Source organism: Verrucomicrobiia bacterium, assembly GCA_019634635.1.
In the GTDB taxonomy this organism is placed as follows: Bacteria; Verrucomicrobiota; Verrucomicrobiia; order Limisphaerales; family UBA9464; genus UBA9464.
Genome location: JAHCBB010000009.1, coordinates 1 through 23,131, shown reverse-complemented (window position 1 = coordinate 23,131; position 23,131 = coordinate 1). Strand labels below are relative to the sequence as shown.

Genomic DNA, 23,131 nt, shown 5'->3' with positions numbered 1-23,131 from the left:
CTATTTCCGGACCTGCGGATTTCGCCATTCCCGTCCGTCGGCTGCGAGCAACTCGTCCGCCGCCGTCGGCCCCCAGGTCCCCGCGAGGTAGAACTCCCGGTTGGTCAGCGGCTTGTCGCGCCACGCGTCCCGGATGGAGTCCACGATGCCCCAGGCCGTTTCGACCTCGTCGCGCCGGATGAAGAGCGTCGCATTGCCGGCGATGGCTTCCAGGAGCAATCGTTCGTACGCCTCGGGGGTGTAGGCACCGAATTCGGTGTCGTAGCTGAACTGCATGCGCACCGGGCGCAGCTCCGTCGCCGCGCCGGGGACCTTGCCGTTGAAGCGGAGGGCGATGCCTTCCTCGGGTTGCAGGCGCAGGGTCAGTGAATTGGGGTCGAGCTGGGCGTCGGAGCGGGCGGCGAAGAGGATGTTTGGCGCGGGCTTGAACTGGATCCGCACCTCGCTGGCGCTGACGGGAAGGTTTTTTCCCGTGCGGAGGTAGAACGGCACTCCGCTCCACCGCCAGTTGTCAATCGCGAGCTGCATGGCGACAAAGGTCTCCACATTCGACTTGGGGTTCACCTTGGGCTCGCTCCGGTAGGCCGGACGCGGGTCGCCGTCCACATCCCCGGCAAAATATTGTCCCCGCACCACATGGCTCGCGATGTCGCGCGGCGTCATCGGGCGAATGGACTTCAGCAGCTTTACCTTTTCGTCGCGAACATTCTCCGCCTCCAGCGAGACGGGAGGCTCCATGGCGATGAGCGACAGCACCTGGAGCACATGATTCTGGAGCATGTCGCGCATGGCCCCCGACTCCTCGTAGTAGCCGCCCCTCGCGCCGACGCCGAGCTTTTCCGCGACGGTGATCTGGACGTGGTCCACGCTGTCCCGGTTCCACAAGTGCTCGAAGATTCCGTTGCTGAAACGGAAGGTGAGGATGTTCTGGACCGTTTCCTTCCCGAGGTAGTGGTCAATGCGGAAGACCTGGCTTTCGTGGGCGTGACGGATCAACTCGGCATTGAGCGCCTGGGCGCTGGGCAGGTCATGCCCGAAGGGCTTCTCGACCACCAGGCGCTTCATCGCGCCGCCGTTCTCACATTTCTCCAGCAGACCGACCTCGTTGAGGTGGGAGGCAATCTCGCCGAACTGGCTGGGATTGGTTGCCAGGTAGAACAACAGGTTTTGACGGAGCCGGTCGTCGTCGGTGGCGTTCACCAGATCCCGAAGCCGGGCATACCCGGCCGGATCGGAGATGTCGGCCTGGCAGTATTGGAGCCGTGACGCAAACGCACTCCAGACCGTTTCGTCCACGGGCTGCGTCCGGGAAAACTTGCCGAGGGCCTCCCGGAGTTCCGCGCGGAAGGACGCGTCGGTCTTTTCCCTGCGGGCGAATCCGATGATGCGGTAGGGCCTCGGCAGGGCCTGCTCCAGAGCGAGGTGGTACAGGGCGGGGATCAGCTTTCGGGAGGTGAGATCTCCCGAGGCGCCGAAGATCACCACGGTGCAGGGTTCGATCGGGCGGCGGGAGGTGGTTGCTCGCGAGGCGAGCAGTTCGTCGAGGTGGGAGGATTCGTTCATGGCGGGCCCCTGGGGGGTCAGGTTGGAAAGCCCGAGCCGGGTATTCAACGATGGTTTCGGTCGGGGCAAAGAAAAGCCCCGGTGGGACGCCGGGGTCGCTGGGAGGGGATTCCGGACGCCATGTCGGCGTCGCCAGTGTCCTACTTGGTCCGGTCGAAGCTGCGCTGGAGGATCTCCCAGTCCGCCAGCGTCCCGACCTTGGACCGGTGTTCAGCAATCAAGGTGGCCTCATTGAAGTTCTTCGTCGGCCGCTTCACCTGGTAGAAGATGCCGAAGCGTCCGGGAAACGGCTCGTCCGCGAGGCGATAGGCGGCAAACTCATCGGTCACGTCGTGATCCGCCGGGACCTCTACGAACTGGCCCCCCTTGCGCGGATTCGACGCGTCGAAGGCACCCGGATAGAATTCAATGCACTCGCTCAGGCACTCGATGAACCCGAATCCGTCATGGTCCATCGCGGCTTCCATCATCTTCAGCACATGGGCGGCATTGGTATGCGTCGTGCGCGCGACGAAGGTGGCCCCCGCGGCGATCGCCTGCTTGAGCGGGTTGATCGGACGATCCGTGGACCCCCAGACGTCGGTCTTCGACTTGAACCCGATCGGCGAGGTCGGCGAGGTCTGCTTCTTGGTCAGCCCGTACACAAAGTTGTCCATGACCACGTAGGTCATCTTGATGTTCTTCCGCGCGGTGTGGCTGAAGTGATTGCCCCCGATGGAGAAGGCGTCGCCGTCCCCTCCGAACACGAAGACGTGCAGGTCCGGGCGGCTCAGCGAAATGCCGCTCGCGAACGGGAGCGCCCGGCCATGGATGTAATGGGCGCCGTGGGCCTGCACGAAATAGGGGAACCGGCTGGAGCACCCGATGCCGGCCACCGTGGTGATCTTCTCATGCCAGAGCTTTCGCTTCTCGATCAGCTTGAAGTAGAGGGCCAGTACGGAAAAGTCACCGCAGCCGGGGCACCAGGTCGGATGGTCGGCCGAGACCTCCTTCTTGGTGAGTGGTTTGCGGTCGGCATCCTCCAGCGGCGTCACGGTCAACGTGTCCGGCGGGGTCGTGGTGCGGGGCAGGGCGGCGTAGGCGAACGGGTTGGTGCTCATGGGCGTCGGTGGTGGGGAAAAATCAGTCCGGGGTCCGGTCAGGCAACGACTCCGGACAGAGGGGGTGTCAGGGCGGCGCGGACACGGTCCATGATCTCCTTCACCTTCCAGACCTGCCCGTCCGACTTGTTGATCCCGCGAATCCGCGGATCGGCAAAACGCGCGCGGAGGAGGGAGGCCATCTGGCCGACGCCGTACAGACCCTCGTCGTTCAGTTCCACCACGAAGATGTGGCGGAATCCCTTGAACACCTCATCCAGGCCGTTGGGCAGCGGGTTCACGTACTTGATGTGAAGCGACGACACCGCATCGCCCAGTCCCCGGAACCGGTCCACGCATTCCCGCAGCGGTCCCTGGGTGCTGCCCCAGCCGACCAGAAGCACCTGGCCCTCGTTGGGGCCGTAGGTGACCGGTATCGGCAGGTCCGCGGCCAGGCGCTTGAGCTTGTTGCGGCGCTTGGCGGTCATCGTCATGTGCAGCTTGGGCGAGCCGGTGGGGTGGCCGAGTTCGTCGTGTTCAAGCCCGGTCACCACTGGATACTTGCCGCTGGCAACCCGGGTGCCCGGGGCGAGATGCCGGGTGATGCCATCCGGAGCCGAAAGATCATAGGGCTTGTGATCGGCCACCGGGGTGAGGTCGGGAGTCAGGTCCTGGCACACCGACTTCAGGTCGGGCTCGACGAACGCCTCGATGCGCGTCGCGATGCCCTGATCGGAGAGGATGATGACCGGTGTGCTGTACTTGCGGGCGATGTTCACCGCCTCGATCGCGGTGTAGAAGCAGTCCTCCACCGAGCTGGGCGCGATCACCACTCGCGGGCTGTCTCCGTGGCCGCCGAAGCAGGCGATGTTGAGGTCGGACTGCTCGATGTTGGTGGGCATGCCGGTCGAGGGTCCGCCACGCTGCACGTCCACGATGATCAGCGGCATTTCCGCCATCGAAGCCCAACCGAGCGCCTCCGTCTTGAGGGAGATCCCCGGCCCCGAGGATCCCGTCACCGCCACCCGGCCGGCATAGCTGGCCCCAAGGGCCATGGAGATGGAGGCGATCTCGTCCTCGCACTGCACAAACATGCCGCCGTATTTCGGCAGCTCCCGGCGCAGCAGTTCCATGATGTCGGACCACGGGGTGATGGGGTAGCCGGCACCGAACCGGACCCCGGCGGCCAGCAGGCCGTAGGCAAGCGCCTCGTTGCCGTTCATCACCACCTGCGAATGCCCCTTCAGCTCGGCATGCTGCAGCTGGTAGGTCTTCAGCAGGTCCTGCAGCTCGTGTCCGTATCCGGCCTGGAAACAGGTCAGCGCGTTGCCCACGACCGCCGGATCCTTGCCGCCAAAACGCTCCTCGATGAGTTTGGCCAGCTTGGGCACGTTCAGGTCAAAAATCCGGGCGAGCAATCCGAGGGCGAAGATGTTCTTGCCCTTGTCCCGGCCGGTCCCGCCGATGGCCTCGACCGTCTTGCTGGAGATGGCCACGCCGACATGACGGTAGTTGTCCAGCCAGTCGGGCTTCGGGGTGACATGGTCGGAGTCGTACAGCACGATCCCGCCGAGCTTGAGCGAATGGATGTGCTCGTCGTAGCTGTGCTGGTAGAACGCCAGGAGCATGTCGGCCTCATCGCCCGCGGACAGCACCTCGCCGGAGGCAATCCGCACCTGAAAAATCGAGGGCCCCCCCGAGATCGTCGAGGGAATCGTCATGAAGGTCATGACCTCCTGTTCGCTCCGCCCCGCAAGGCGGGCGAGGAAACCGCCAATGGCCTGGATGCCGTCTTGGGAGTTGCCGGCGATCCGGATGACCGCCTCGGTGATCTTGGTGAGTTTTGACGGGCCCCCGGTTGTTTCCGGGGCTTGGGCGACTTCGCTCATGGACGACGTGACTTTCGGGTGAAAAATTCCGCGTGCTCGCACCGGAGGATTCCGGACGGGCACGCGGAAGCGTTGCTCGGATGGCAACCTACCGGGAGGGGACCCTGCGTCAAGCAGTCCGCCGGATCAGTTTGACTCACTTTTCTGGGGATTTCGATTAGGTCGGCCGCCGCAGAGCGTTCGCGGGGCCGCCTTGGAGGCATCCGGTCCCGGGGAGGTGGCGCTGGCTCTGGTGGACTGGATACCGCCTCGCGCCGCCGGCCGGCGACCACCATCATTGTCCGGAGGATGCCGTTGTTTCCGGTCATTCATGAGGACTCCGAGCTGCTGGTAATTCACAAGCCCGCGGGGCTGGTCTGTCACCCCACCAAGGGGGATGCCTGGTCGAGCCTGATCGGGAGGGTCCGGCTTCACCTCGGATTGGGCTCGGAACCTCAGATGGTCCATCGGCTGGATCGGGAGACCAGCGGGGTCATGGTCTTCGGCAAGACGCCGGACGCCTCCCTCGAGCTGCGTCGCGCCTGGGAAATGGGACTGGTTACCAAGGAGTATGTCGCCCTGGTGTACGGGGAGGTGCCGGGGGTCCGGGGCGTCTGCGACGCACCGCTGGGCCGGGATCTGGCGAGCGAGGTGGCGGTGCGGGATTGCGTCCGCCCCGACGGGGCACCGGCCCGGACCTCGTGGTGGCGCGAGCGAATCGTGCACCGCCCGGAGGGCACCTTCACGCTGCTGCGGCTGCGGCCGGACACCGGACGCAAGCACCAGATCCGCATCCACCTGGCGCACCTCGGGCATCCGGTGGTCGGCGACAAGCTCTACGGCCCTGAGCCCGCGGCCTACCTTGCGTTTGTGCAGCGCCGGCTGACGGCGGGGCAGCGGGCCCGGCTTCTGGTTCCCTGCCAGGCACTGCACGCCGGCCGGCTGTGGTTCCCGTGGCGCGGCGCGGAACGTGAGTTCAGCGCGCCGCCCGAATCCTGGTTCAATTCATTCCTGGAGGGACTCCCGGTGGACTGGACCGACGATCCCTTCGATCCGCAGCGCCCCGGCTCCGGGTCGTGAACCGGCGGAGCGATGGGCCGAACCGCGCCTTGCCCGCGGCGCGGGACTGGCGAAGGTTGGGCCATGTCGAAGCGGATGTTGCCGGTGGTCGTCGCGTTGCTGGGTGGAGCTGCGGTCGCGGCTTCGGAAACGGACGGAGGGTTCGCGTTCTCAGGACCTGAGGTCTTCCCGCTCGACCTGGGCATCGCCTTCCTGCATGTCGCCGACCTCGATGGCGACGGGCTGAAGGATCTGGTCGTCGTCAATAACCTGCGGTCGAAGATCAACCTCCTGTACAACCGCACCGGCGACACCAATGCGCCCGCGACACCCTTGAAAGTGGGGCGTCGGGACCTGAATGAACTGCCCGGTGATGCGCGGTTCCGGGTCGAGTCCATCGCGTCTGAAAAGCGCATCACCTCGCTCACGGCCGCCGACCTCAATGGCGACGGACGCACCGACATCGCCTACTTCGGAGAGCCCAAGGAATTGATCGTCCAGTTCAACCTTGGCACCAACGGCTGGTCGCAGCCGCGCCGCTATCCGCTCGACGACGGGGCGCCCGATTACAACGCGCTCACCTCCGGCGACATCAACGCCGATGGACGGGCCGACCTGCTGCTGCTCGCGGAGAAGCACCTCTACCTGCTGCGGCAGGAACCCGACGGCGGCCTCGGGGAGCCTGAGCGCCTTCCCTACACCGGGGTGGTCAAGGCAGTCCAGGTGCTCGACCTCAACGGGGACGGACGAAAGGACCTCCTCTTTGTGAACTGGGATCACGCCAATCCGTTCCGCTTCCGGTTGCAGCAGGCCGACGGCCAGTTCGGCCCGGAAATCCATCTGCCCCTCACCAGCATTCGCAGCTATTGGGCGGACGATCTCGACGACGACGGCCGCACCGAGGTGATCACCATCGCCGCCAAGTCAGGCCGCGCCGCCCTTGCCCATTTTGCCCTGCGGGCGGCCGATCCGCTGGTCGGTGCACTGGTGGACGGGCAATTCTCGGTGCTTCCCCTGACGCGCACCGACAAGCCGCGCCGGGGCGTGGTGTGGGCCGATGTCAGCGGAGATGGCCTGCCCGACCTCGTCGCCGGCGACCCCGGCGGCGGCCAGCTGACCTTGTGGCTGCAGCGCCCCGACGGCTCCCTCACGGCCCCCCGAAACTTTCCGAGCCTCTCGGGGGTATCGGACCTGGTGGCCGCCGACTGGGATGGAGATGGCAAGCCCGAGCTCTTCCTGTTGAGCGCCGATGAACGCCAGGTGGGCATCACCGCGCTGGACGCCTCCGGGCGGTTCCCGTTTCCGCAGCTGATCCCTTTGACCGGGCGACCCATGGCGATCGCGGTCGGGACCCTCAAGTCCGGGGAGGCCCCCCGACTGGCGGTGCTTCAGGAGCGGGACGAGAAGCGTCCGGGCAAGGATGGCAAGGAGGAATCCGCAACCGTGCGCGAACTGGTCCTGCGGTCCGCCGAAGGCGACGTCCTCACGCGCCGCATTGCCGAGGAATACAAGGGCAGTCCGGCGGTGCTTGCATTTCATGACGCCAACCAGGACGGGCTGAACGACCTGGTGGCACTGTCGCCGTACGAGAAGGTGAAGGTCTTTGTGCAGCGTGCCGCGCCGGTGGACGGCGACCGGTTCCAGGAGGTGGACGTCACGCCGCCCGGCGGTTCCCTGGAGGCGCCATGGATGATCACGGCTGACGTGGATGGCGACGGACGCGCCGAACTGCTGCTGCCGCAGCGGAACTTCCTGCGGGCGGTGGTGCTGGTGGCGGACTCGCCGGGGAATCCCAGCTGGACCTTCTCGGTGCGCGACCAGATCAACGGCGCCACGAGCAGTTCGCGCATCGCCGGAGCCGCTGCAGTGCCCCAGCCCGGCGGGGAGGCCCCGCTGTTGTTCCTGTTGGACTCCGACCGCAAGGCGTTGACCGTCGCGCGCCGCGACCCCGGCGGGGTCTGGAGGTCCGTGCGCAACACCTCGCTTCCGGTCACCGAGTTCACCCGCCTGGTCCCCCTGGCCCTGGGAGGACGCGAGACCAACTCGGTCGGTTTCATCGGGAGCAACGCCGTCGCCTGGAAGCAGTTTTCCGGCGAGGTATGGGACATGGCCGAACTGGACAGCTACGAGACGCCGATCCGGGACGGCTGGCTGCACGATGTCACCAGCGGCGATCTCGACAGTGACGGACGCAAGGACCTGGTATTTCTTGAGACCGCCAGGCACTACGTGGACCTGGTGCGGTTCGAGGCTCCCAACCGCCTGGAACCGGGCAATCGCTGGCCGGTGTTTGAGGAACGGACCTTTCGCCAGCGCCGCAACGAGGTCCCCGAACCTCGGGAGGCGGTGGTGGCCGACGTGACCGGAGACGGCAGGAACGACCTGATCCTCGTCGTCCACGACCGGGTGCTGGTGTATCCCCAGGAGTAGGACTCAAGGGGGAGCAGGGCCGTTCGGCTCGAAGCCTCACGGGAGGATTTCTGCTTGGTAGAAACCTTGCACCCCGTCCGTCTGCCCGGTCACCCGGATCGTGTAGGTTCCGGGTGGATACGCATCGTCGAGCGCAGCTTCGCTGGAATGGACGGCGCCATGCCACCACTCCATATCATCAAGTCGCATCGCGGTCTCCGGACGACCGGGCGGTGTCACCGTGGCAGCCAGGATGCTGCCAGGGCGCCCGGCCGTTACTGCAGCCTCGAACTGCCAGGCACCTGGCATGAGTTGATGGGAGTCGGCGCCGGTTTGGCGGTGGGCGGTACCCTTGGCCAGACGAAGAAAAGTGGCATCCGCCGCGTCGGCGAAGGGGACCCATCCGATAGCCAGGACCGGCGCAAAGAGCGGAAAGTACAACCTCACGCTGGTTCGGTACTCCCGGATGCCGGGCTGGGCCAGCCTTCGATTGTCCAACACCGGACATCGCTTGCGCCATGGGCTTGAAATGGGACCAACTTCAAACGGCGCCGGGGACTGGCGTGCTTTTGACATTCCAGCGGACTGTCGCGAAGCATCGGGCCATGCGCAGCGACTGCATCGGCCGCCGGAGCCTCCGCCTCAGGTTCATCGCCGCCCTGGTTTTCGGGCTGCTCCAAGGCTTGCAATCTTGGGCGGACGACGCCGGCGAAACCAACGCCATCCACGCGCCGCTGCTGACGGTGGACCGGCTCTTCGACGGGGAGGAGTTCCGCGAGGAATCCGTCCCGGAAATCGTCTGGAGCCGCCATCAATCCGGGTACTTCACCCTTGCCCGGCCACGCGCCGGTGGCGGCGGGCGTGACCTGATCCGATGCGACGCCGCCACGGGACGCACAAACGTGATCCTTCCGGCACACGCGTTGACGCCACCTGGCGAGCCGGGTCCGCTGTCCATCGAACGCTTCGAGCTCTCCGGCGACGAATCGCGGGTGCTGCTGTTCACGAACGCCCGACGGGTCTGGCGCGAGAACAGCCGGGGTGACTATTGGGTCGCTGACGTGACCAGTCGGGAACTGACCCGGCTGGGAGGGGACGCCCCACCGTCGAGCCTGAGCTTCGCGAAGTTCTCGCCCGACGGACGGCACGTCGCCTACGTCCGGGACCGCAATCTGTACGTGGAAGACCTCGCGGAGGGCCGGATCACCGCGCTGACCGCCAGCGAAATTCCGACGCAGATCAACGGAACCTTCGACTGGGTGTATGAGGAGGAATTCCAACTCCGGGACGGTTTTCGGTGGAGTCCTGACGGACACGCCATTGCCTACTGGCAGCTCGACACGTCCGGGGTTGCGGAGTTCCCGCTCGTAGATCACACGGCCGGTCTCTACCCGCGCCTGACCCATTTTCCGTATCCCAAGACGGGTTCCCGGAACGCCGCCGCCCGGATCGGCGTCGTCAGCGCGTCCGGCGGTGAGACCCGCTGGCTGTCCATTCCCGGGGATCCGCGCGAGCACTACCCCGCCGCGATGAACTGGGCATCGAATTCCACCGAGGTGCTCATCCAGCAGTTCAACCGCGTGCAGAACACCAACCGGGTCCTGCTCGCCAATGCGGCCACGGGCGCACCTCGTCTGATCCTTGAGGAAACCGATGCCGCCTGGTTGGAGTCCGAGAACCCGGTGCTCTGGTTCGACGCGGGACGGCAGTTTGTCTGGCTCAGCGAACGCGACGGTTGGCGTCATGCCTACCGGGTCCACCGTGATGGCGGACGTGCAGAACAGATCACCAGGGGTGCCTTCGATGTCATGGCCATCGAGGGCGTGGATGATGCGGGCGGCTGGCTTTATTTCGCGGCGTCTCCCGACCGTCCCGCCGAGCGCTACCTCTACCGCGTCCGCCTGGACGGCGGCGAGGTCACCCGCCTCACGCCTGCGGATCAGGCCGGCACCCATCGCTATGTCCTCTCCCCGGAGGCCCGCTGGGCCATCCATACCTTCTCGACGTTCACGCGGCCGCCCGTGACCGGGGTGGTCCGCCTCCCGGACCACGAATCCCTTCGCATCCTTGAGGACAACTCCACGCTCCGCGAGAAGACGGAGGCGCTCGTCCGGCCCGCCGCGGAATTCTTTCAGGTCGGGATCGGCGACGGCACGGTCCTGGACGGCTGGGTGCTCAAGCCTCACGACTTCGATCCTTCGAGGAGGTACCCGGTTCTGTTTTACGTCTATGGCGAGCCGTGGGGCCAGACCGTGCGCGACGCCTGGCCGGGTCGAACGGGCCTGTGGCATTGGATGCTCACCCAGCAGGGCTATGTTGTCATGAGCGTGGACAACCGGGGCACCCCTGCTCCCCGGGGCCGCGACTGGAGAAAAATTGTACACCGTCAGATTGGAATCCTCGCGCCGTCCGACCAGGCGGAGGCGGTGCGGTCCTTGCTGCGGCGCTGGGACTGGATGGATCCGCAGCGAATTGGCATCTGGGGCTGGAGTGGCGGGGGTTCGATGACCCTGAACGCTCTCTTCCAACATCCGGAGGTTTACCGGATGGGGATGGCGGTGGCTTCGGTGCCCAACCAGCGGTTGTACGACACCATTTACCAGGAGCGCTACATGGGCCTGCCCGCCACGAATCCCGAGGGATACCGCCTCGGTTCCCCGCTCAGCCATGCCCATCAACTTCAGGGGGATCTCCTGCTGGTTCATGGTACGGGCGACGACAATGTCCATTACCAGGGCATGGAGGCGCTGATCAACGAGCTGGTCGCCCACAACAAACCGTTCTCCATGATGGCCTATCCGAACCGGAGCCATTCGATTGCCGAAGGTCACAATACGCGCCGGCACCTGTTTCATCTGCTCACCCGGTATCTGCACGGTCATCTGCCGGCCGGTGGGACGCAACCGTGACGGCGGAAAAGAACGCATCGGCGGTGTATCTGATGCTGGACGTCGCCCCGAGGGTCCCGTTTCCTCCCGGGTTCCGGTTGCCCCGGGCTTCCGCACCGGGGCACGGCATGCCCGATGTATTTCAACAGCCGTTTGTTCTTTCGCGCCCTGTGGCTCTCGCTGGGCTGTCAGCCCTTTCGGCTTCGGCGCTGGGCCTATGTGCTGTTTTTTTCAGGGTTGTTCCTGTTGTTTCTGGTGGCGGTGGCCCTCGGGCGCCTCATGGATCACCTGCTGTTTCCGGGGTTTCGACGTCAGCCGGTGCGCAAGCCCGTGTTCATCATCGCTCCCCCCAGGTCCGGAACGACCCTGACCCAGAAGCTGCTGAGCCTGGACGAGGAGCGATTCGTCCACCTGAAGATGTATCAGACCATCTTCCCGGCCGTGTGCTTCCAGCGCCTGATTGACGGCGTCGCCTGGATGGACCGGCGGGCGGGGCGTCCCGCCGAACGGCTGCTGGGGTGGTTTGAGAAGCGCTGGTTTGGCGGCTGGGACGACCGGCACAAGATGCGGCTCAACCAGCCCGAGGAAGACGATGCCCTGTTCCTCTACGCCTTCGCCTCGGAGGCCGTGTACATGCTCTTCCCGTTCATCCGGGAACTTCGGGAGGCGGGGTTCCCGGATTCCCTGCCGGCCGGGGACCGTGTGCGCCTGATGCGGTATTACCGGAGCTGCCTCCAGCGGCATCTGTACGCGAACGGGCCCGGCAGGACGCTGCTCTCAAAGGCGACTCAGTCCTGCGGAACCCTCGATTCACTGAATGCCGAATTTCCCGACGCGGTCTTCATCACCATCGTCCGTCACCCCTACCGTTCGCTGCCGTCACACGTCAGTCTGTTCGTGCCCGTCTGGAAGGCGCACTCCCCGGAGATTGCCAAGGACGGCCCCGTTGCCCGGGAGTATGCGCAGTTGGCGGTGGACTGGTACCGCCACCTCTTCGAGTTTCGAACCCGGGTGGATCCGGCGCGGTACTACTGTCTGGACTACCGCGATCTGGTGCGCAACCCCGGCGAAGCCATTGAGGCCCTGTATCGGCATCTGGACTGGCCGGTGTCGGAATCCTTTCGGGCGCGCTTGACCGCAGCCACCGACCGGCAGCGCGGGTTCAAGAGCACCCACGAGTACACCTTGGAGGAGTTCGGAATGACGCGGGAGGGGATTCAGGCCCAACTGGGGGACCTGATGGATTTTTACCGGCTTGAGCGATGAGCCGCACCGGAGCCTCCGCCGCCCGCCGTTGCCTTGCCGCTTTGAACCGGACCGCCCCCGCGGCATCATCGCCGGTAGATGCGCGAAGCGTGGAGCCAGTTCATCGAGAGTGCGGAGACCTGGCTGCTCGACGTCATCATCCACAATCGGCCCGGGAAGAAGGCGGCGATGGTCCGATTCCTGTTGCTCCTGCTCTCCAAGGGATTCGCCGGCGCCGTGAAGTTGCGTCGGTTTCTGTACAACGTCCGGCTGCTGCGCGACGCGACGCTCGGGGTGCAGGTGATCGCCGTCGGCAACCTCACCGTCGGCGGCACGGGCAAGACCCCCGTGGTCGAGAAATTTGCACGGGCCCTCCAGGACGCCGGGCGCACGGTCGCCATCCTGTCGCGTGGCTACCGGTCGCGTCCGAAACCCCTGCGCGAGCGGCTGCTCGACAAGCTGATGCTGCGTGAGGACACCACGCCGCCGCGGGTGGTCAGCGACGGACAGTCCCTGCTGCTGGATTCGGAATCCTCCGGTGACGAGCCGTACATGCTGGCGAGCAACCTGCGGGACGTCGTGGTGCTGGTGGACAAGGACCGGGTCAAGTCAGGTCGCTACGCGGTGGAGCACTTCGGATGCGACACGCTGCTGCTGGACGACGGCTTCCAATACTGGCGCCTTGCCGGTCGTCGAACAGATGTCGTGCTGGTGGATGCCCAGCAGCCGTTCGGCAATGGACACCTGCTGCCGCGGGGCACGCTGCGGGAGCCTCCCTCACACATCGCGCGGGCCAAGGTGATTTTCCTGACCAAGGTGGACCGCTCCACCCCGGAGGCGGCGCAGTCCATGAACGACCTCCGCGCCCGGCTGCGTCACCACAACCCGAGAGCCGAGATGGTGGAGTGCGTGCATCACCCGCTGTACTTCCAGGATGTCTTCACCGGTGAGCGCCATGGACTTGGGCTGGTGCAGGATTGCAAGGTGGCCAGCCTGAGCGGGATCGCGCAGCCGGAGAGCTTTGAGGGCAAGCTGTCGGAGCTGGGCGCCCGGATCGTCCTGGCCCGGCGTTTCGCCGACCACCATCGCTTCAGCCAGCAGGAGGTGCTCGACGCCATTAACCGTGCCAAGAAGCGGGGTGCCGGCATGCTGGTGACCACCCAGAAGGACGCGGTGCGTTTTCCCAAGATTGATCGGCGCGATCTTCCCATCTATTTCATGCGGGTCGAGATCAAGATCATCGCCGGTGCTGAGGGCTTTGATGACGCCGTGCGTCGCATTTGTTTCAAACAGGTGCGATGAACGACCTCTTGCATGGGCTCGGGCTCGGGGTCATCCGATCGTTGCAACGGCTTCCGCTGGCCACGGTGGCACGGCTGGGGCGGGCGATCGGGCGGCTGGGGTGGCAGTTGGACGGGCGGCGACGACGCGTGGCGCTGTCGAATCTGGAACGGGTCTTTGGCGACACCTTGTCCCCGGCAGCACGATACGCCATCGCGCGGGAGAACTACCTGCGGCTCGCTGAAAACTACCTCAGTCTCGCCAAGATCGGCGGCATGACGGATGCCGAAATCGCGCCGCATGTCGAATGGCACGGTGTGGAGCGGTTGCACCGTCCCGACGGCCGGGCCGGGGTTCTGGTCATCGGGCACTTCGGCAATTTCGAGCTGTTCACCCGCCTGCCCGCCCAACTGCCGCCCGGGATGCCACCGCAGCAGTTTGCCACCACCTACCGGGCCTTGCGGCAGCCGGCGTTCAACCGGCTGATGCAGGATCTGCGCCGTCGGGAGGGCGTGGCATACTTCGAACGCCGCACCGAGGCTGGCCGGCTCAAGGAGGCGCTTGCCAGCGGCACCACCTGGCTCGCGCTCCTGGCCGATCAACATGCCGGTGATCGCGGATTGTGGCTGCCCCTGCTCGGACACCCCTGCTCGTGCAGCCCGGGCCCCGCCGTCTTCGCACTCCGCCACCGGCATCCGATCATCACCGCCATCTGCTATCGCACCGGACCGGTCCGCTGGCGGTGGGAATTCGGCGACTGGATTCCAGAGACGGATGGTGGCCGGCGGCGTACCGTGGAAGACATCACGCGGGAAATAAACAGGCGGTTTGAGGAGGCCATCCGGCGCGACCCGGCCAACTGGTTTTGGGTGCATCGGCGTTGGAAACCCGCCTCAAGCCACCAGCGGTCCCAGACCCCTCCATGAACGCCTTCTTCCTTTGGGTCCTCCGCGCCTCCATCGCCGGTTTGCGTTGTCTGCCCCTCTGGCTCGTGGCCGGCCTGGGAAGGGCTGGTGGCCAGGTGGCCTGGTGGGTGGATGGCCGTCATCGCCGGGTGGCGATCGGGAACCTCCAACGCGTTTTCGGGCGGGAGCTGTCGAACGCGGCGATCCGGTCCATCGCCCGCGAGAACTACCTGCGCATCGCGACCAACTATTTCAGCCTGATCAAGATTGCCGCCATGCCCGCCTTCGCATTGGAGCCTCACCTTGAATGGCGGGGCATGGAGCGCCTGACCCAGCCGGACGGGCGCTGCGGCATCCTTGCCATCGGTCACTTCGGGAATTTTGAACTGTTCGAGCGTCTCCCCAGTGCCCGCCCGGACCTCCGGTTTATCTCGACATACCGCGCTTTGCGTCAGCCGGTGTTCAACAGCCTCATGCAGGAATTTCGTACCCGTTGGGGGGTCCAGTTCTTTGAACGCCGCAGCGAGAGCGACGCGATGAAGGCGGCCTTGAGCACGGGGAGTTCCTGGCTGGTCCTCCTTGCCGACCAGCACGCCGGTCCCAAGGGCGCGTGGCTTCCCTTTCTGGGACACGCCTGTTCCTGCAGCGTCAGCCCGGCGCTGTTCGCCCTCCGATACCGGCGCCCCCTGCTTCCCGCCTTCTGCTTCCAAGTGAGCCCGCTCCGCTGGCGGATCGAGGTGGGCGAAGAGATTCCTGTGCATGAGGGTGGACGCCGTCGTTCGGTGGAGGCGGTGACGCGTGATCTGAATGCGGCCTACGAGGCGGCCGTTCGGCGGGATCCGGCAAATTGGTTTTGGGTCCACCGCCGGTGGAAGCCCGCGTCACCGGCCCAGGTCAAGGCGAGCGCCGGCGGTGGAAACGGAACCTCCCTGGTGCCGGCATAGAGGCCATGTCCTCCCGTGTTCGCCAAAGGCAGGGCGCGTCCGCGCGACTGGTGGTCCGGGGGGTCAACTGGCTTGGCGATGCGATCATGACCACGCCGGCGTTGTTTCGTCTCCGCGAGCGATACCCGGACGCCCATATCGCTTTGATCACGCCCTCGAAGCTGGCCGATCTTTGGATCGGGCATCCGGCGATTGACGAGGTGTTGTCCATCGGGTCGCACCAGGGCGTGCTTTCGGTCGGACGCCGGCTCCGGCGGGGGCGGTTCGACGCGGCACTGCTGTTTCCGAATTCGCCCCGGGCTGCACTGGAGTCCTGGCTGGGGGGCGTCCCACGTCGGATCGGGGGCGCCCGGCCGTGGCGGAATGCGCTCCTGACGGACGTCGTGCAGCCGGGACCCGGCGCGGGGCGGATGCGCAAGCGCACTCCGGCTGAAATCCGGGACCTGCTGGTTGCCGCGCCGGGTGCGCGTGTTTGGACGGAAGGATCCGCGCCTGTTGCAGACGGGCACGCGCATCAGATGTTTCATTATCTCCACCTGGTGGCGCATCTGGGGGCCATCCGGGAACCGTTGCCGCCGCGCCTTCACGTGACTCCGGCGGAGATCGAGGCGGTCCGGCGCCGGTTCGGTTTCCAGCCGGGGTCGCAGTGGCTTGGACTCAACCCGGGTGCGGAGTACGGGCCGGCCAAACGGTGGCCGGTGGAACGTTTCGCGGCCGCGGCGGCCGCGGTGCATCGGGAGCGCGGATGCGGGATCGCCGTGTTCGGCGGCCTGGCCGATGTGGGGCTGGCCTCGGCGCTGGCCGATGAACTGGCGACGGCGGCGCCCACGCTCAGGGTGCTGGCAGGCCGGACCTCACTTCGCGAACTGCTGGCTGCCCTCAGCCTCTGCCGGGTAGTTCTCACCAACGACACCGGCCCGATGCACGCCGCCGCGGCCGTGGGCGCACCCGTCGTGGTGCCCTTCGGCAGCACTTCGCCCGCATTGACCGCGCCCGGCCTGCCCGGGGATCCCCGGCACCGGCTGCTGAGGGCAGGTGTGCCCTGCGCGCCCTGCTTCCTCCGGGAATGTCCGGTGGATTTCCGGTGTCTCCAGGGCATCCCGGTGTCGCGTGTCGTTGAGGCGGTCCTCGAGGTGTGGGGGTAGCCCCGGTGCCCGCCGCTCGAAACGCACCCTCAGGCAGAGGGCCACCAACGACCGGTCCCTCTGTTTGGCCCGTCGGCTCGCGGAACCATGACGCCTCGTGATAGCGCCGGGCATTCATCGGATTCTCAGAACCTGGTAGAACTGATATTCAAGGTCCCCAGTGCGGTCGAAAACCGATGTCCTGCTTCCATCCCCCTCGACGGGCAATCCATGGTTGTGCCAGGCGGATGGATTCAGCCTGGTGGCTCTTTGGACCTGATAGAGACCCCCGGGAGCGCTGTTCCAAGAGACCTCGACTGCGACGGATACCTCCGCGAGGACGGGCGCAGGATCGGTTTCCGCAGTGACCTCCACCAGATAATCCGCTGTGCTGCCGTGATCCTCACGCAGCACCTGGAGATGGTGGAGGCCCCCGGGGAGGCTTTCGACGGCGAACTCGTGCTCGCCGAGGATGGCAATTCCGGGACGCATATGGCCGCCGAGATACTGGCCATTGAGCCAGACAAAGATCCCATTATCGACACCAAATCTCATGGTGACATTCCTGTATCCGCCGGATGGAACCACGATCGGATAGACGATGGCCGTTTCAGTTCCCACCGGCCACTTTCTGGGAACTTGTACCGGGATGGGGGTCCAATATTGGGGTGGCAGAACGGGGGAAGGATTCAGCCAGGCCCCCAGGACGACCTGAGCCGGGCTTAGATCAGGTGGATCAGGAAAATCCAGACTCGGGTCTCCCAATTCCGGAAAGGCGCTCGAGGTGCCGTTGAGCAGTGTCCCAATCGAGCCGTTGTAGTAGGCGGGTGTTTCGTTGTTGATGAGAGTAATTGTCACGCTGCCTGCTCGGAGGCAAACAAGGAGTGACAAACCAAGAGACAGAGGTTTGAAGAGTGTTTTCATGTTCACAATTCCGGTTGGGTGACAGCCGCCCCGACAATGCTGACGGACGGATGCGGTTGCCCCGACCCGGCCCGATCAATGCCTGGGTCTTGCACCTGGCGAGAGGCTCTGAGCCGGCAACCGCGCGACTCATGCCCGACCCCCGCCGTATTGGACCGAGAGGACAACCCCATAAGTCGGTCGTTACTGCGTGATTCGCGGGCCGTCAAGCCACAAACCTTGCCGTGACTGCGAGCCCGGTCCCGCTCGCGGTGCGGGCCTTGCGCATCCGTAAACCTCGATCACCGGGCCGCGGATACTGATGACGGGAATTTGAAGGTGAGGGCCGTCCACCCGGTGCAATTCGGTGTGGATGAACGCACCAACGATGCGTCCAAAGGAGCGCCGTCCAACATTGGGTCACCAACGCCTGTCCCTCAGGCGGGCAAAGCACCACGGGCGCCGACGTCAGGCGTCGCCGGAGCTCCCGACGGACACGGCTCGTCGGAGGCTCCCCACCCGGCTGCCTTCGGGGCCAGGGCAGGCTTGTCAGGCCGTTCCAGAGCGCACACGTTTCCACGCAGATGATCCTGCATCCCCGCCCTGATGAGGCCTGGGGCGGGGCGTGCCGTCGGCGGGCCCCGCGATTGAGGATTTGCGTGGTTCTCGCTGCTGCGGTGATGGCTCAGACCCTCTGGTCCGATGAGGAGGTTCCCGCTTCCCCCTCGTTCCGACACGAGGTGATGCCGCTCCTGAGCAAGGCAGGGTGCAATACGGGCGCCTGTCATGGCAGTGCAAGCGGCAAGGGAAAGCTCAAGCTCTCGCTTCGCGGCGAGTCTCCGGAGGAGGATTTCGCCACGCTGACCGCCAACCGACGCGGTCGCCGCCTTCACGTGGATGAGCCGGAGCAGAGCCTCCTCCTGCGCAAACCGGCGGAACTGGTGGAACATGAGGGCGGGCGACGGTTTGCCGCCGGCAGCGAGTCGTTCAACCTGCTCCGGGACTGGATTGCCGGCGGCGCCCGCCCGGATCCCCCCACGACGCCGGTGCTGGACCGGCTGACCGTCGCCCCCCGGGAGGCCTTGCTCGTCGAACCGGTTCGGGAGGTGGCCCTCGCCGTCACCGCCCATTTTTCGGACGGAACTTCCCGCGATATCACGCGTTGGGCGGTGTACGAGCCGTCCAACCTGCTCGCCACGGTGTCCCCGGAGGGCGTGGTGAGCGCGGACGCGCCGGGTGACACCACCGTCGTGGTGCGGTTTCAGCATCTGCAGACACCGGTGCGCCTGGCCTTCATCCCCGACCGGCCTCCATTGACAGGGCGCGGGCCGGCACCGCGCAACCTGGTGGACGAGGCGGTCTTCGAGCGTCTGCGAGAGCGACGACTGAGGCCCTCCGCCGACGCCGCCGACGCCACCTTTGCCCGCCGCGCCTGGTTGGACCTCACCGGACGGCTGCCCTCTGCGGAAGAGGCCCGGGCCTTCGTGGCCGATCCGTCGCCCGGGAAACGGGACCGATTGATTGAAGCGATGCTGGCAAGTCCGGAATTTGCCGATCACTGGGCGATGAAGTGGGCCGATCTCCTCCGCGTGGAGGAACGGCTTCTGGATTCCACCGGCGTCACGGTGTTCCACCGTTGGATCCGGCAGAGCGTGGCGGAAGACCTGCCGCTCGACGTGTTCGTCCGTTCGATCGTTTCCGGACAGGGCAGCACCTACCAGCATCCGCCCGCGAACTTCTACCGGGCGCTGCGGGAACCCACGCTGCGGTCGGAGGCCGTTGCGCAGGTGTTTCTCGGAACCCGGCTGAGCTGCGCCAAATGTCACCAGCATCCGTTCGAGCGCTGGACCCAGGAAGACTATTACGGCTTCGCCGCGGTGTTTGACCGCCTAGAGTACACGATTCTCCGGAACGACCGCCGTGATGAAAACGACAAGATGGAATTCGTCGGCGAGCAGGTCGTGTTCGTTGGTGACAAGCGCGAGTTGAAGCATCCGAGGTCCGGGGCCGAACCCACGCCCGGTTTTCTCGGGGATGGCGGCGCCACGGCTCCGGAGGCCGCGACGTTGGAGCACCTGGCGGAATGGATGACCCGGCCCGATCATCCGCTCTTCGCCCGGGTGCAGGTGAACCGGATCTGGGCCCACCTGATGGGGACCGGGATTGTCGAGCCGGTGGACGACTTCCGCCTGACGAACCCGCCCTCGAATCCGCGCCTGCTGGACGCATTGACCACCTTCTTCGTCGAAAACGGAATGCGCGCCCGTCCATTGATCCGGCTCATCTGCCAGTCCCGGACATGGCAGCTGTCGAGCACGCCGCCGACGGAGAACTTCGGGGACCCGCTCCATTATTCGCATCCCACCGTCCGTCGTCTGCCTGCGGAAACCCTGCTGGACGCCATCCATCAAGTGCTCGGGGTGCCGCCGGAGTTTGGAAGCTACCCTGGGAACCCTTCCGCCGCAGGAATCCCCGGGGTGCGTCTTGGCGGACGCCGCTCCCGGGCCACGGACGCCGACCGTTTCCTCAAGGAGTTCGGCAAGCCGCCAAGGACCACCGTGTGTGGCTGCGAGCGCAGCAACGAAAGCTCCCTAAGTCAGGTCTTCACGCTTACCAGCGGACCCGGATTGGCAAGGCTGCTGCAGCACCCGGACAACCGTCTGACCGCGCTTGCGGATCCAGCAAGCGATCCGGACACGGCCCTCGAAACCCTGTTTTGGGCCGCGCTGACCCGCCCTCCCGGTGTTGAGGAGCAGGAGGTTCTGCTGCCCCTGCTTCGGGAGCCCTCGAACCGTCGGGAAACCCTGGAGGACATCGCTTGGAGCCTGATCAACGCCAAGGAGTTTCTCCTGCGCCACTGAACGCCATGTCCCATCCCTGCTCCTCCTGGTTGCCGTCCCATCCGCTGAGCCGCCGAACGATGATTCAGGCTGGCGCCATGGGCCTGCTTGGCCTTTCGCTGCCGAAGATCCTCCGCGCGTCCAGCCAATATGGTGGCGTCCGCCCGCCCGTACGGGCGCGTCAGGTGATCTTTCTATTCCAATGGGGCGGTCCCAGCCACCTCGAAACCTTCGACATGAAGCCGGATGCGGAAGAGGCGGTCCGGGGGCCGCACCGTCCGATGCGCTCGGCCTGTCCCGACATCGAGGTCAGCGACCGTCTGCCAAGGACGGCCGGCATCATGGACCGGGTGTCGCTCATCCGGGGTGTCCATCACAAGATGACCAATCACAACTCGGCCGGCTACTATGCCCTGACGGGCAAGGCGCCGCCGAGCGACGACCAGCGCCTGCGCGAATCCATTGATCTTTTTCCCGGCTACGGGTCCATCGCCAGCCGGCTTTTGGATTCCCAGGATCCGGCCATGCCGACCTATGTGTCCTACCCGCACATCATCGCGGACGGCACCCCCACACCGGGACAATTTGCCAGCTTTCTCGGCAAGCAGCATGACCCGCTGTTTGTGTCTTCGGATCCCAATGAACCGGGATTCAGCCTGCCGCAGTTCAGCCTGCCGGAGGGGTTGAGCATGGACCGCCTCCGTCATCGCCGGGGGTTGCAACAGCTCATTGATCGCCAGGCGCAGCTCATGGATTTCAGCGCGGAGGCCCGGGGCCTGGACGCCTACTACGCCAAGGCGCTGGCCATGCTCAACAGTCCGCGCATCCGCGAGGCCTTCAACCTCGCCGACGAACCGGATCGGGTCCGCGAAGCCTACGGGCGCACCACCTACGGCCAGGGGTGCGTCCTGGCCCGGCGGCTCGCCGAACGCGGGGTGCGCTTCACCACCTGTTACTTCAGTGACAACATCGGCGGACAGCGGACGGACGGCGGGGGTTGGGACACGCATGGGTTCAACAACACCCGGATGTTCCCGATCATCGAACAATACCACCTGCCGATCACCGAGCAGACGCTGCCCACGCTGATCCTGGATCTGGAGCAGCGCGGCATGCTGGAGGACACGCTCGTGGTCTGGATGGGCGAGTTCGGCCGGACGCCGAAGATCAATGCCAACGCCAGCCGCGACCATTGGCCGCACTGTTACACGGTTCTGCTCGCCGGTGGGGGTGTGAAGCGCGGCTACGTCCACGGAGCTAGCGACGCCACCGGGAGTCATCCCTCCGCGGATCCGGTCACTCCCGACGACCTCGCAGCGACCCTCTATTATCTCATGGGAATTGACCCGCGGAGCGAGGTGACCGACGCCCAGGGCCGCCCGATCATGATCTCGAGCGGCAGTCCCATCCTGGAGTTGATTGCCTGATCTGAAGCGCGGCGGCCGTCATGGACTGGACACGCATTCGTCACTGGGCGACCCGGATTCGCGTCATCGTCAGCGCCTGGCCGCCGGCGGGGGCGCTCTTCCTGTTGCTGTCCTTTGTGGTCACGGCCCTCTGGCTGTATGAGGGTCTTTTTGTCGGACCGGACGAGGGCCACGGATGGCTCGAGCCGCTGGCGGCCATCCTCGCCGGGCTGGGGGCCTTTATCCTGGCAGCAATCCTGATCATCCGGCGTGTGGACGGTGCCCGGAATGAGGCCAGCGGCTATCACCTCGCTCGTGGGCTTGCGACCGGATATTACTTTAATTTCCTGCGGCCTTTGATTGATGCCGTGCGGGATCCGAAACACCCGGTGCATGCCACCGTTTCCAGCCACGGAAACCACCGGCTGTCCGGCATTGTCGTCGGGATTCCCCAGGAGATTTCCGAGTTCGACCCGGCGCGGCATGGAGCGCTGTTTGACGCCCTGTCCCGCGGTTCCGGGGCAGGGTTTGACCTCAAGCCGGTCGAGGTTTTGGCGGCGGGACGGCCGCGTCCGATCCACGCCAGGCTTGCCGTGAGCCGCTCGGGCACCACCGCCCTGATCGTGGACATCCCGACCACTCTGGCTGTGATCGCCGATTTCGCCGAATTTCTCTCCCGTCAGGGAGAGGACGGCGGGGCGGGTGATGAGTTCGTCACGGCCGCTCGCAAGACGATGATGGCATCGGCGGAGACCGGCCGCTTCCAGGACGTCCTGGAGGAGTTTATGGATGTCGTCCATCGCGTCGGCTCCATGGAACCCCGCCCCCGGTCACCGGCACCCCTCGTCCACATCGTGCCATTGCGGCGCCTGCGGCGGCGTCTCGACGAACTCGCGGACTCCTGACCGGGTTCAGGGGTCGGTGGCGGTGCCGGTGCGGGATTCCTTCAGTTTCGAGACGGCAGTTGAATTCCCGCCTTGGGAGACAAGTGGTTGGAGGCAAATGGAGCCTGTCGGGTCTCAGGATGGAAAGTGCTCGGATGCGACCCCATGGCGTGTACGACGCTCGGCATTCACTCAGCGTCTCTCGCAGCTCCTGTTTGTAATCGCGGGTCGGCTCACCGTAGCCCTCGCGGCGTTTCCGGAGGGCGGGTGCGATGATCTCCGTGCGCGGGTCAAACTCGCGACCGTAAATCAGCGGCCAGAGCCGGCGGCAGTTGTTCTCCAGGTCATGGCCTTTCTCTTCGTCGAAGCTCGGACGGAACAGATCCACCGCCATTTGCAGCTCGTGGATCAGTTCGGTCTCGGTCGGGTGCCCCGTCCTGCGCAACACGACCCGAAATGCCTCGACGTCCTTCGCGTCAAGCCGGTCCCGAGGCAGGATGCCAACCAGCCGCTTGAGCGCCACACCCGCCGGAGTGGACCAATCAACCGTGTCCCTCCAGGAGTCCGTAACCATTTCTCCTTCGGGTGCGGATTGACCACCACGCCTGGTTGATCAGCCGGTTGGTCACGCCGGGGTCCAACGCGAGCCGACGGGCGAGCCGGCGATCACGCGGGCTCCACGGCTGGCCGGCCTCGCGGGGGGACCAAGTGCCAGGTCCTCTGTCACGAAATC

General features: G+C 65.7%; 16 protein-coding genes. 11 read left to right on the top strand and 5 right to left on the bottom strand.

Going from position 1 to position 23,131, the window contains the following annotated elements:
• The 3 genes from zwf to KF791_08035 form a co-directional block, all read right to left on the bottom strand.
• Positions 1–1,563, bottom strand: coding sequence for a glucose-6-phosphate dehydrogenase (gene zwf / locus KF791_08045; protein ID MBX3732530.1), 1,563 nt, complete (start codon positions 1,561–1,563; stop codon positions 1–3).
• 140 nt (positions 1,564–1,703) lie between these two features.
• Positions 1,704–2,663 (bottom strand): pyruvate ferredoxin oxidoreductase, encoded by a 960-nt coding sequence (locus tag KF791_08040; protein MBX3732529.1) that lies wholly within the window; start codon positions 2,661–2,663, stop codon positions 1,704–1,706.
• A 38-nt stretch (positions 2,664–2,701) separates the two neighbouring features.
• Positions 2,702–4,531 (bottom strand): 2-oxoacid:acceptor oxidoreductase subunit alpha, encoded by a 1,830-nt coding sequence (locus KF791_08035; protein MBX3732528.1) that lies wholly within the window; start codon positions 4,529–4,531, stop codon positions 2,702–2,704.
• A gap of 288 nt (positions 4,532–4,819) precedes the next feature.
• Between KF791_08035 and KF791_08030 the strand changes: the two genes are divergently transcribed.
• Together KF791_08030 and KF791_08025 are read left to right on the top strand one after the other, a co-directional pair.
• Positions 4,820–5,590, top strand: coding sequence for an RluA family pseudouridine synthase (locus tag KF791_08030; GenBank protein MBX3732527.1), 771 nt, complete (start codon positions 4,820–4,822; stop codon positions 5,588–5,590).
• 63 nt (positions 5,591–5,653) lie between these two features.
• Entirely contained in the window at positions 5,654–7,999 is a 2,346-nt protein-coding gene (locus KF791_08025) for a VCBS repeat-containing protein (protein MBX3732526.1), read from the top strand.
• Positions 8,000–8,035: 36 nt separating this feature from the next.
• Here KF791_08025 and KF791_08020 read toward each other — a convergent pair whose 3' ends face one another.
• Positions 8,036–8,554, bottom strand: coding sequence for a hypothetical protein (locus tag KF791_08020; protein MBX3732525.1), 519 nt, complete (start codon positions 8,552–8,554; stop codon positions 8,036–8,038).
• A gap of 29 nt (positions 8,555–8,583) precedes the next feature.
• Here KF791_08020 and KF791_08015 point away from each other — a divergent pair, with 29 nt between their 5' ends.
• The 6 genes from KF791_08015 to KF791_07990 all read left to right on the top strand — a co-directional run bounded on the left by KF791_08015 (position 8,584) and on the right by KF791_07990 (position 16,386).
• The gene (locus tag KF791_08015) at positions 8,584–10,887 is read left to right on the top strand and encodes a S9 family peptidase (GenBank protein MBX3732524.1); all 2,304 of its coding nucleotides are present in this window, start codon (positions 8,584–8,586) and stop codon (positions 10,885–10,887) included.
• 114 nt (positions 10,888–11,001) lie between these two features.
• Positions 11,002–12,132 carry a sulfotransferase gene (locus tag KF791_08010; protein ID MBX3732523.1) on the top strand — a complete coding sequence of 377 codons (1,131 nt, stop codon included), beginning with the start codon at positions 11,002–11,004 and terminating at the stop codon, positions 12,130–12,132.
• A 78-nt stretch (positions 12,133–12,210) separates the two neighbouring features.
• The gene (gene lpxK / locus KF791_08005; protein ID MBX3732522.1) at positions 12,211–13,413 is read left to right on the top strand and encodes a tetraacyldisaccharide 4'-kinase; all 1,203 of its coding nucleotides are present in this window, start codon (positions 12,211–12,213) and stop codon (positions 13,411–13,413) included.
• Complete coding sequence (locus KF791_08000) at positions 13,410–14,318, top strand: hypothetical protein (GenBank protein MBX3732521.1); 909 nt, start codon at positions 13,410–13,412, stop codon at positions 14,316–14,318. The genes lpxK and KF791_08000 overlap by 4 nt, the downstream gene beginning before the upstream one ends.
• A complete protein-coding gene (locus KF791_07995) occupies positions 14,315–15,241 on the top strand; it encodes a lysophospholipid acyltransferase family protein (protein ID MBX3732520.1) in 927 nt (308 codons plus the stop codon). Before KF791_08000 ends, KF791_07995 begins: the two co-directional genes overlap by 4 nt.
• A 5-nt stretch (positions 15,242–15,246) precedes the next feature.
• Complete coding sequence (locus KF791_07990; protein ID MBX3732519.1) at positions 15,247–16,386, top strand: hypothetical protein; 1,140 nt, start codon at positions 15,247–15,249, stop codon at positions 16,384–16,386.
• Between the two features lie 114 nt (positions 16,387–16,500).
• On the opposite strand, the gene KF791_07985 is transcribed toward KF791_07990, so the two are convergent.
• Positions 16,501–17,289: a hypothetical protein gene (locus KF791_07985; GenBank protein MBX3732518.1), complete on the bottom strand. Its 789-nt coding sequence runs from the start codon at positions 17,287–17,289 to the stop codon at positions 16,501–16,503.
• A gap of 638 nt (positions 17,290–17,927) precedes the next feature.
• Between KF791_07985 and KF791_07980 the strand changes: the two genes are divergently transcribed.
• From KF791_07980 to KF791_07970, 3 genes are read left to right on the top strand one after another with little or no spacing between them, the layout of a single operon-like run.
• Positions 17,928–20,129: a DUF1549 domain-containing protein gene (locus tag KF791_07980; GenBank protein MBX3732517.1), complete on the top strand. Its 2,202-nt coding sequence runs from the start codon at positions 17,928–17,930 to the stop codon at positions 20,127–20,129.
• 5 nt (positions 20,130–20,134) lie between these two features.
• A complete protein-coding gene (locus KF791_07975; protein ID MBX3732516.1) occupies positions 20,135–21,535 on the top strand; it encodes a DUF1501 domain-containing protein in 1,401 nt (466 codons plus the stop codon).
• A gap of 20 nt (positions 21,536–21,555) precedes the next feature.
• Positions 21,556–22,419 carry a hypothetical protein gene (locus KF791_07970; GenBank protein ID MBX3732515.1) on the top strand — a complete coding sequence of 288 codons (864 nt, stop codon included), beginning with the start codon at positions 21,556–21,558 and terminating at the stop codon, positions 22,417–22,419.
• The last annotated feature ends 712 nt before the right edge of the window (positions 22,420–23,131 follow it).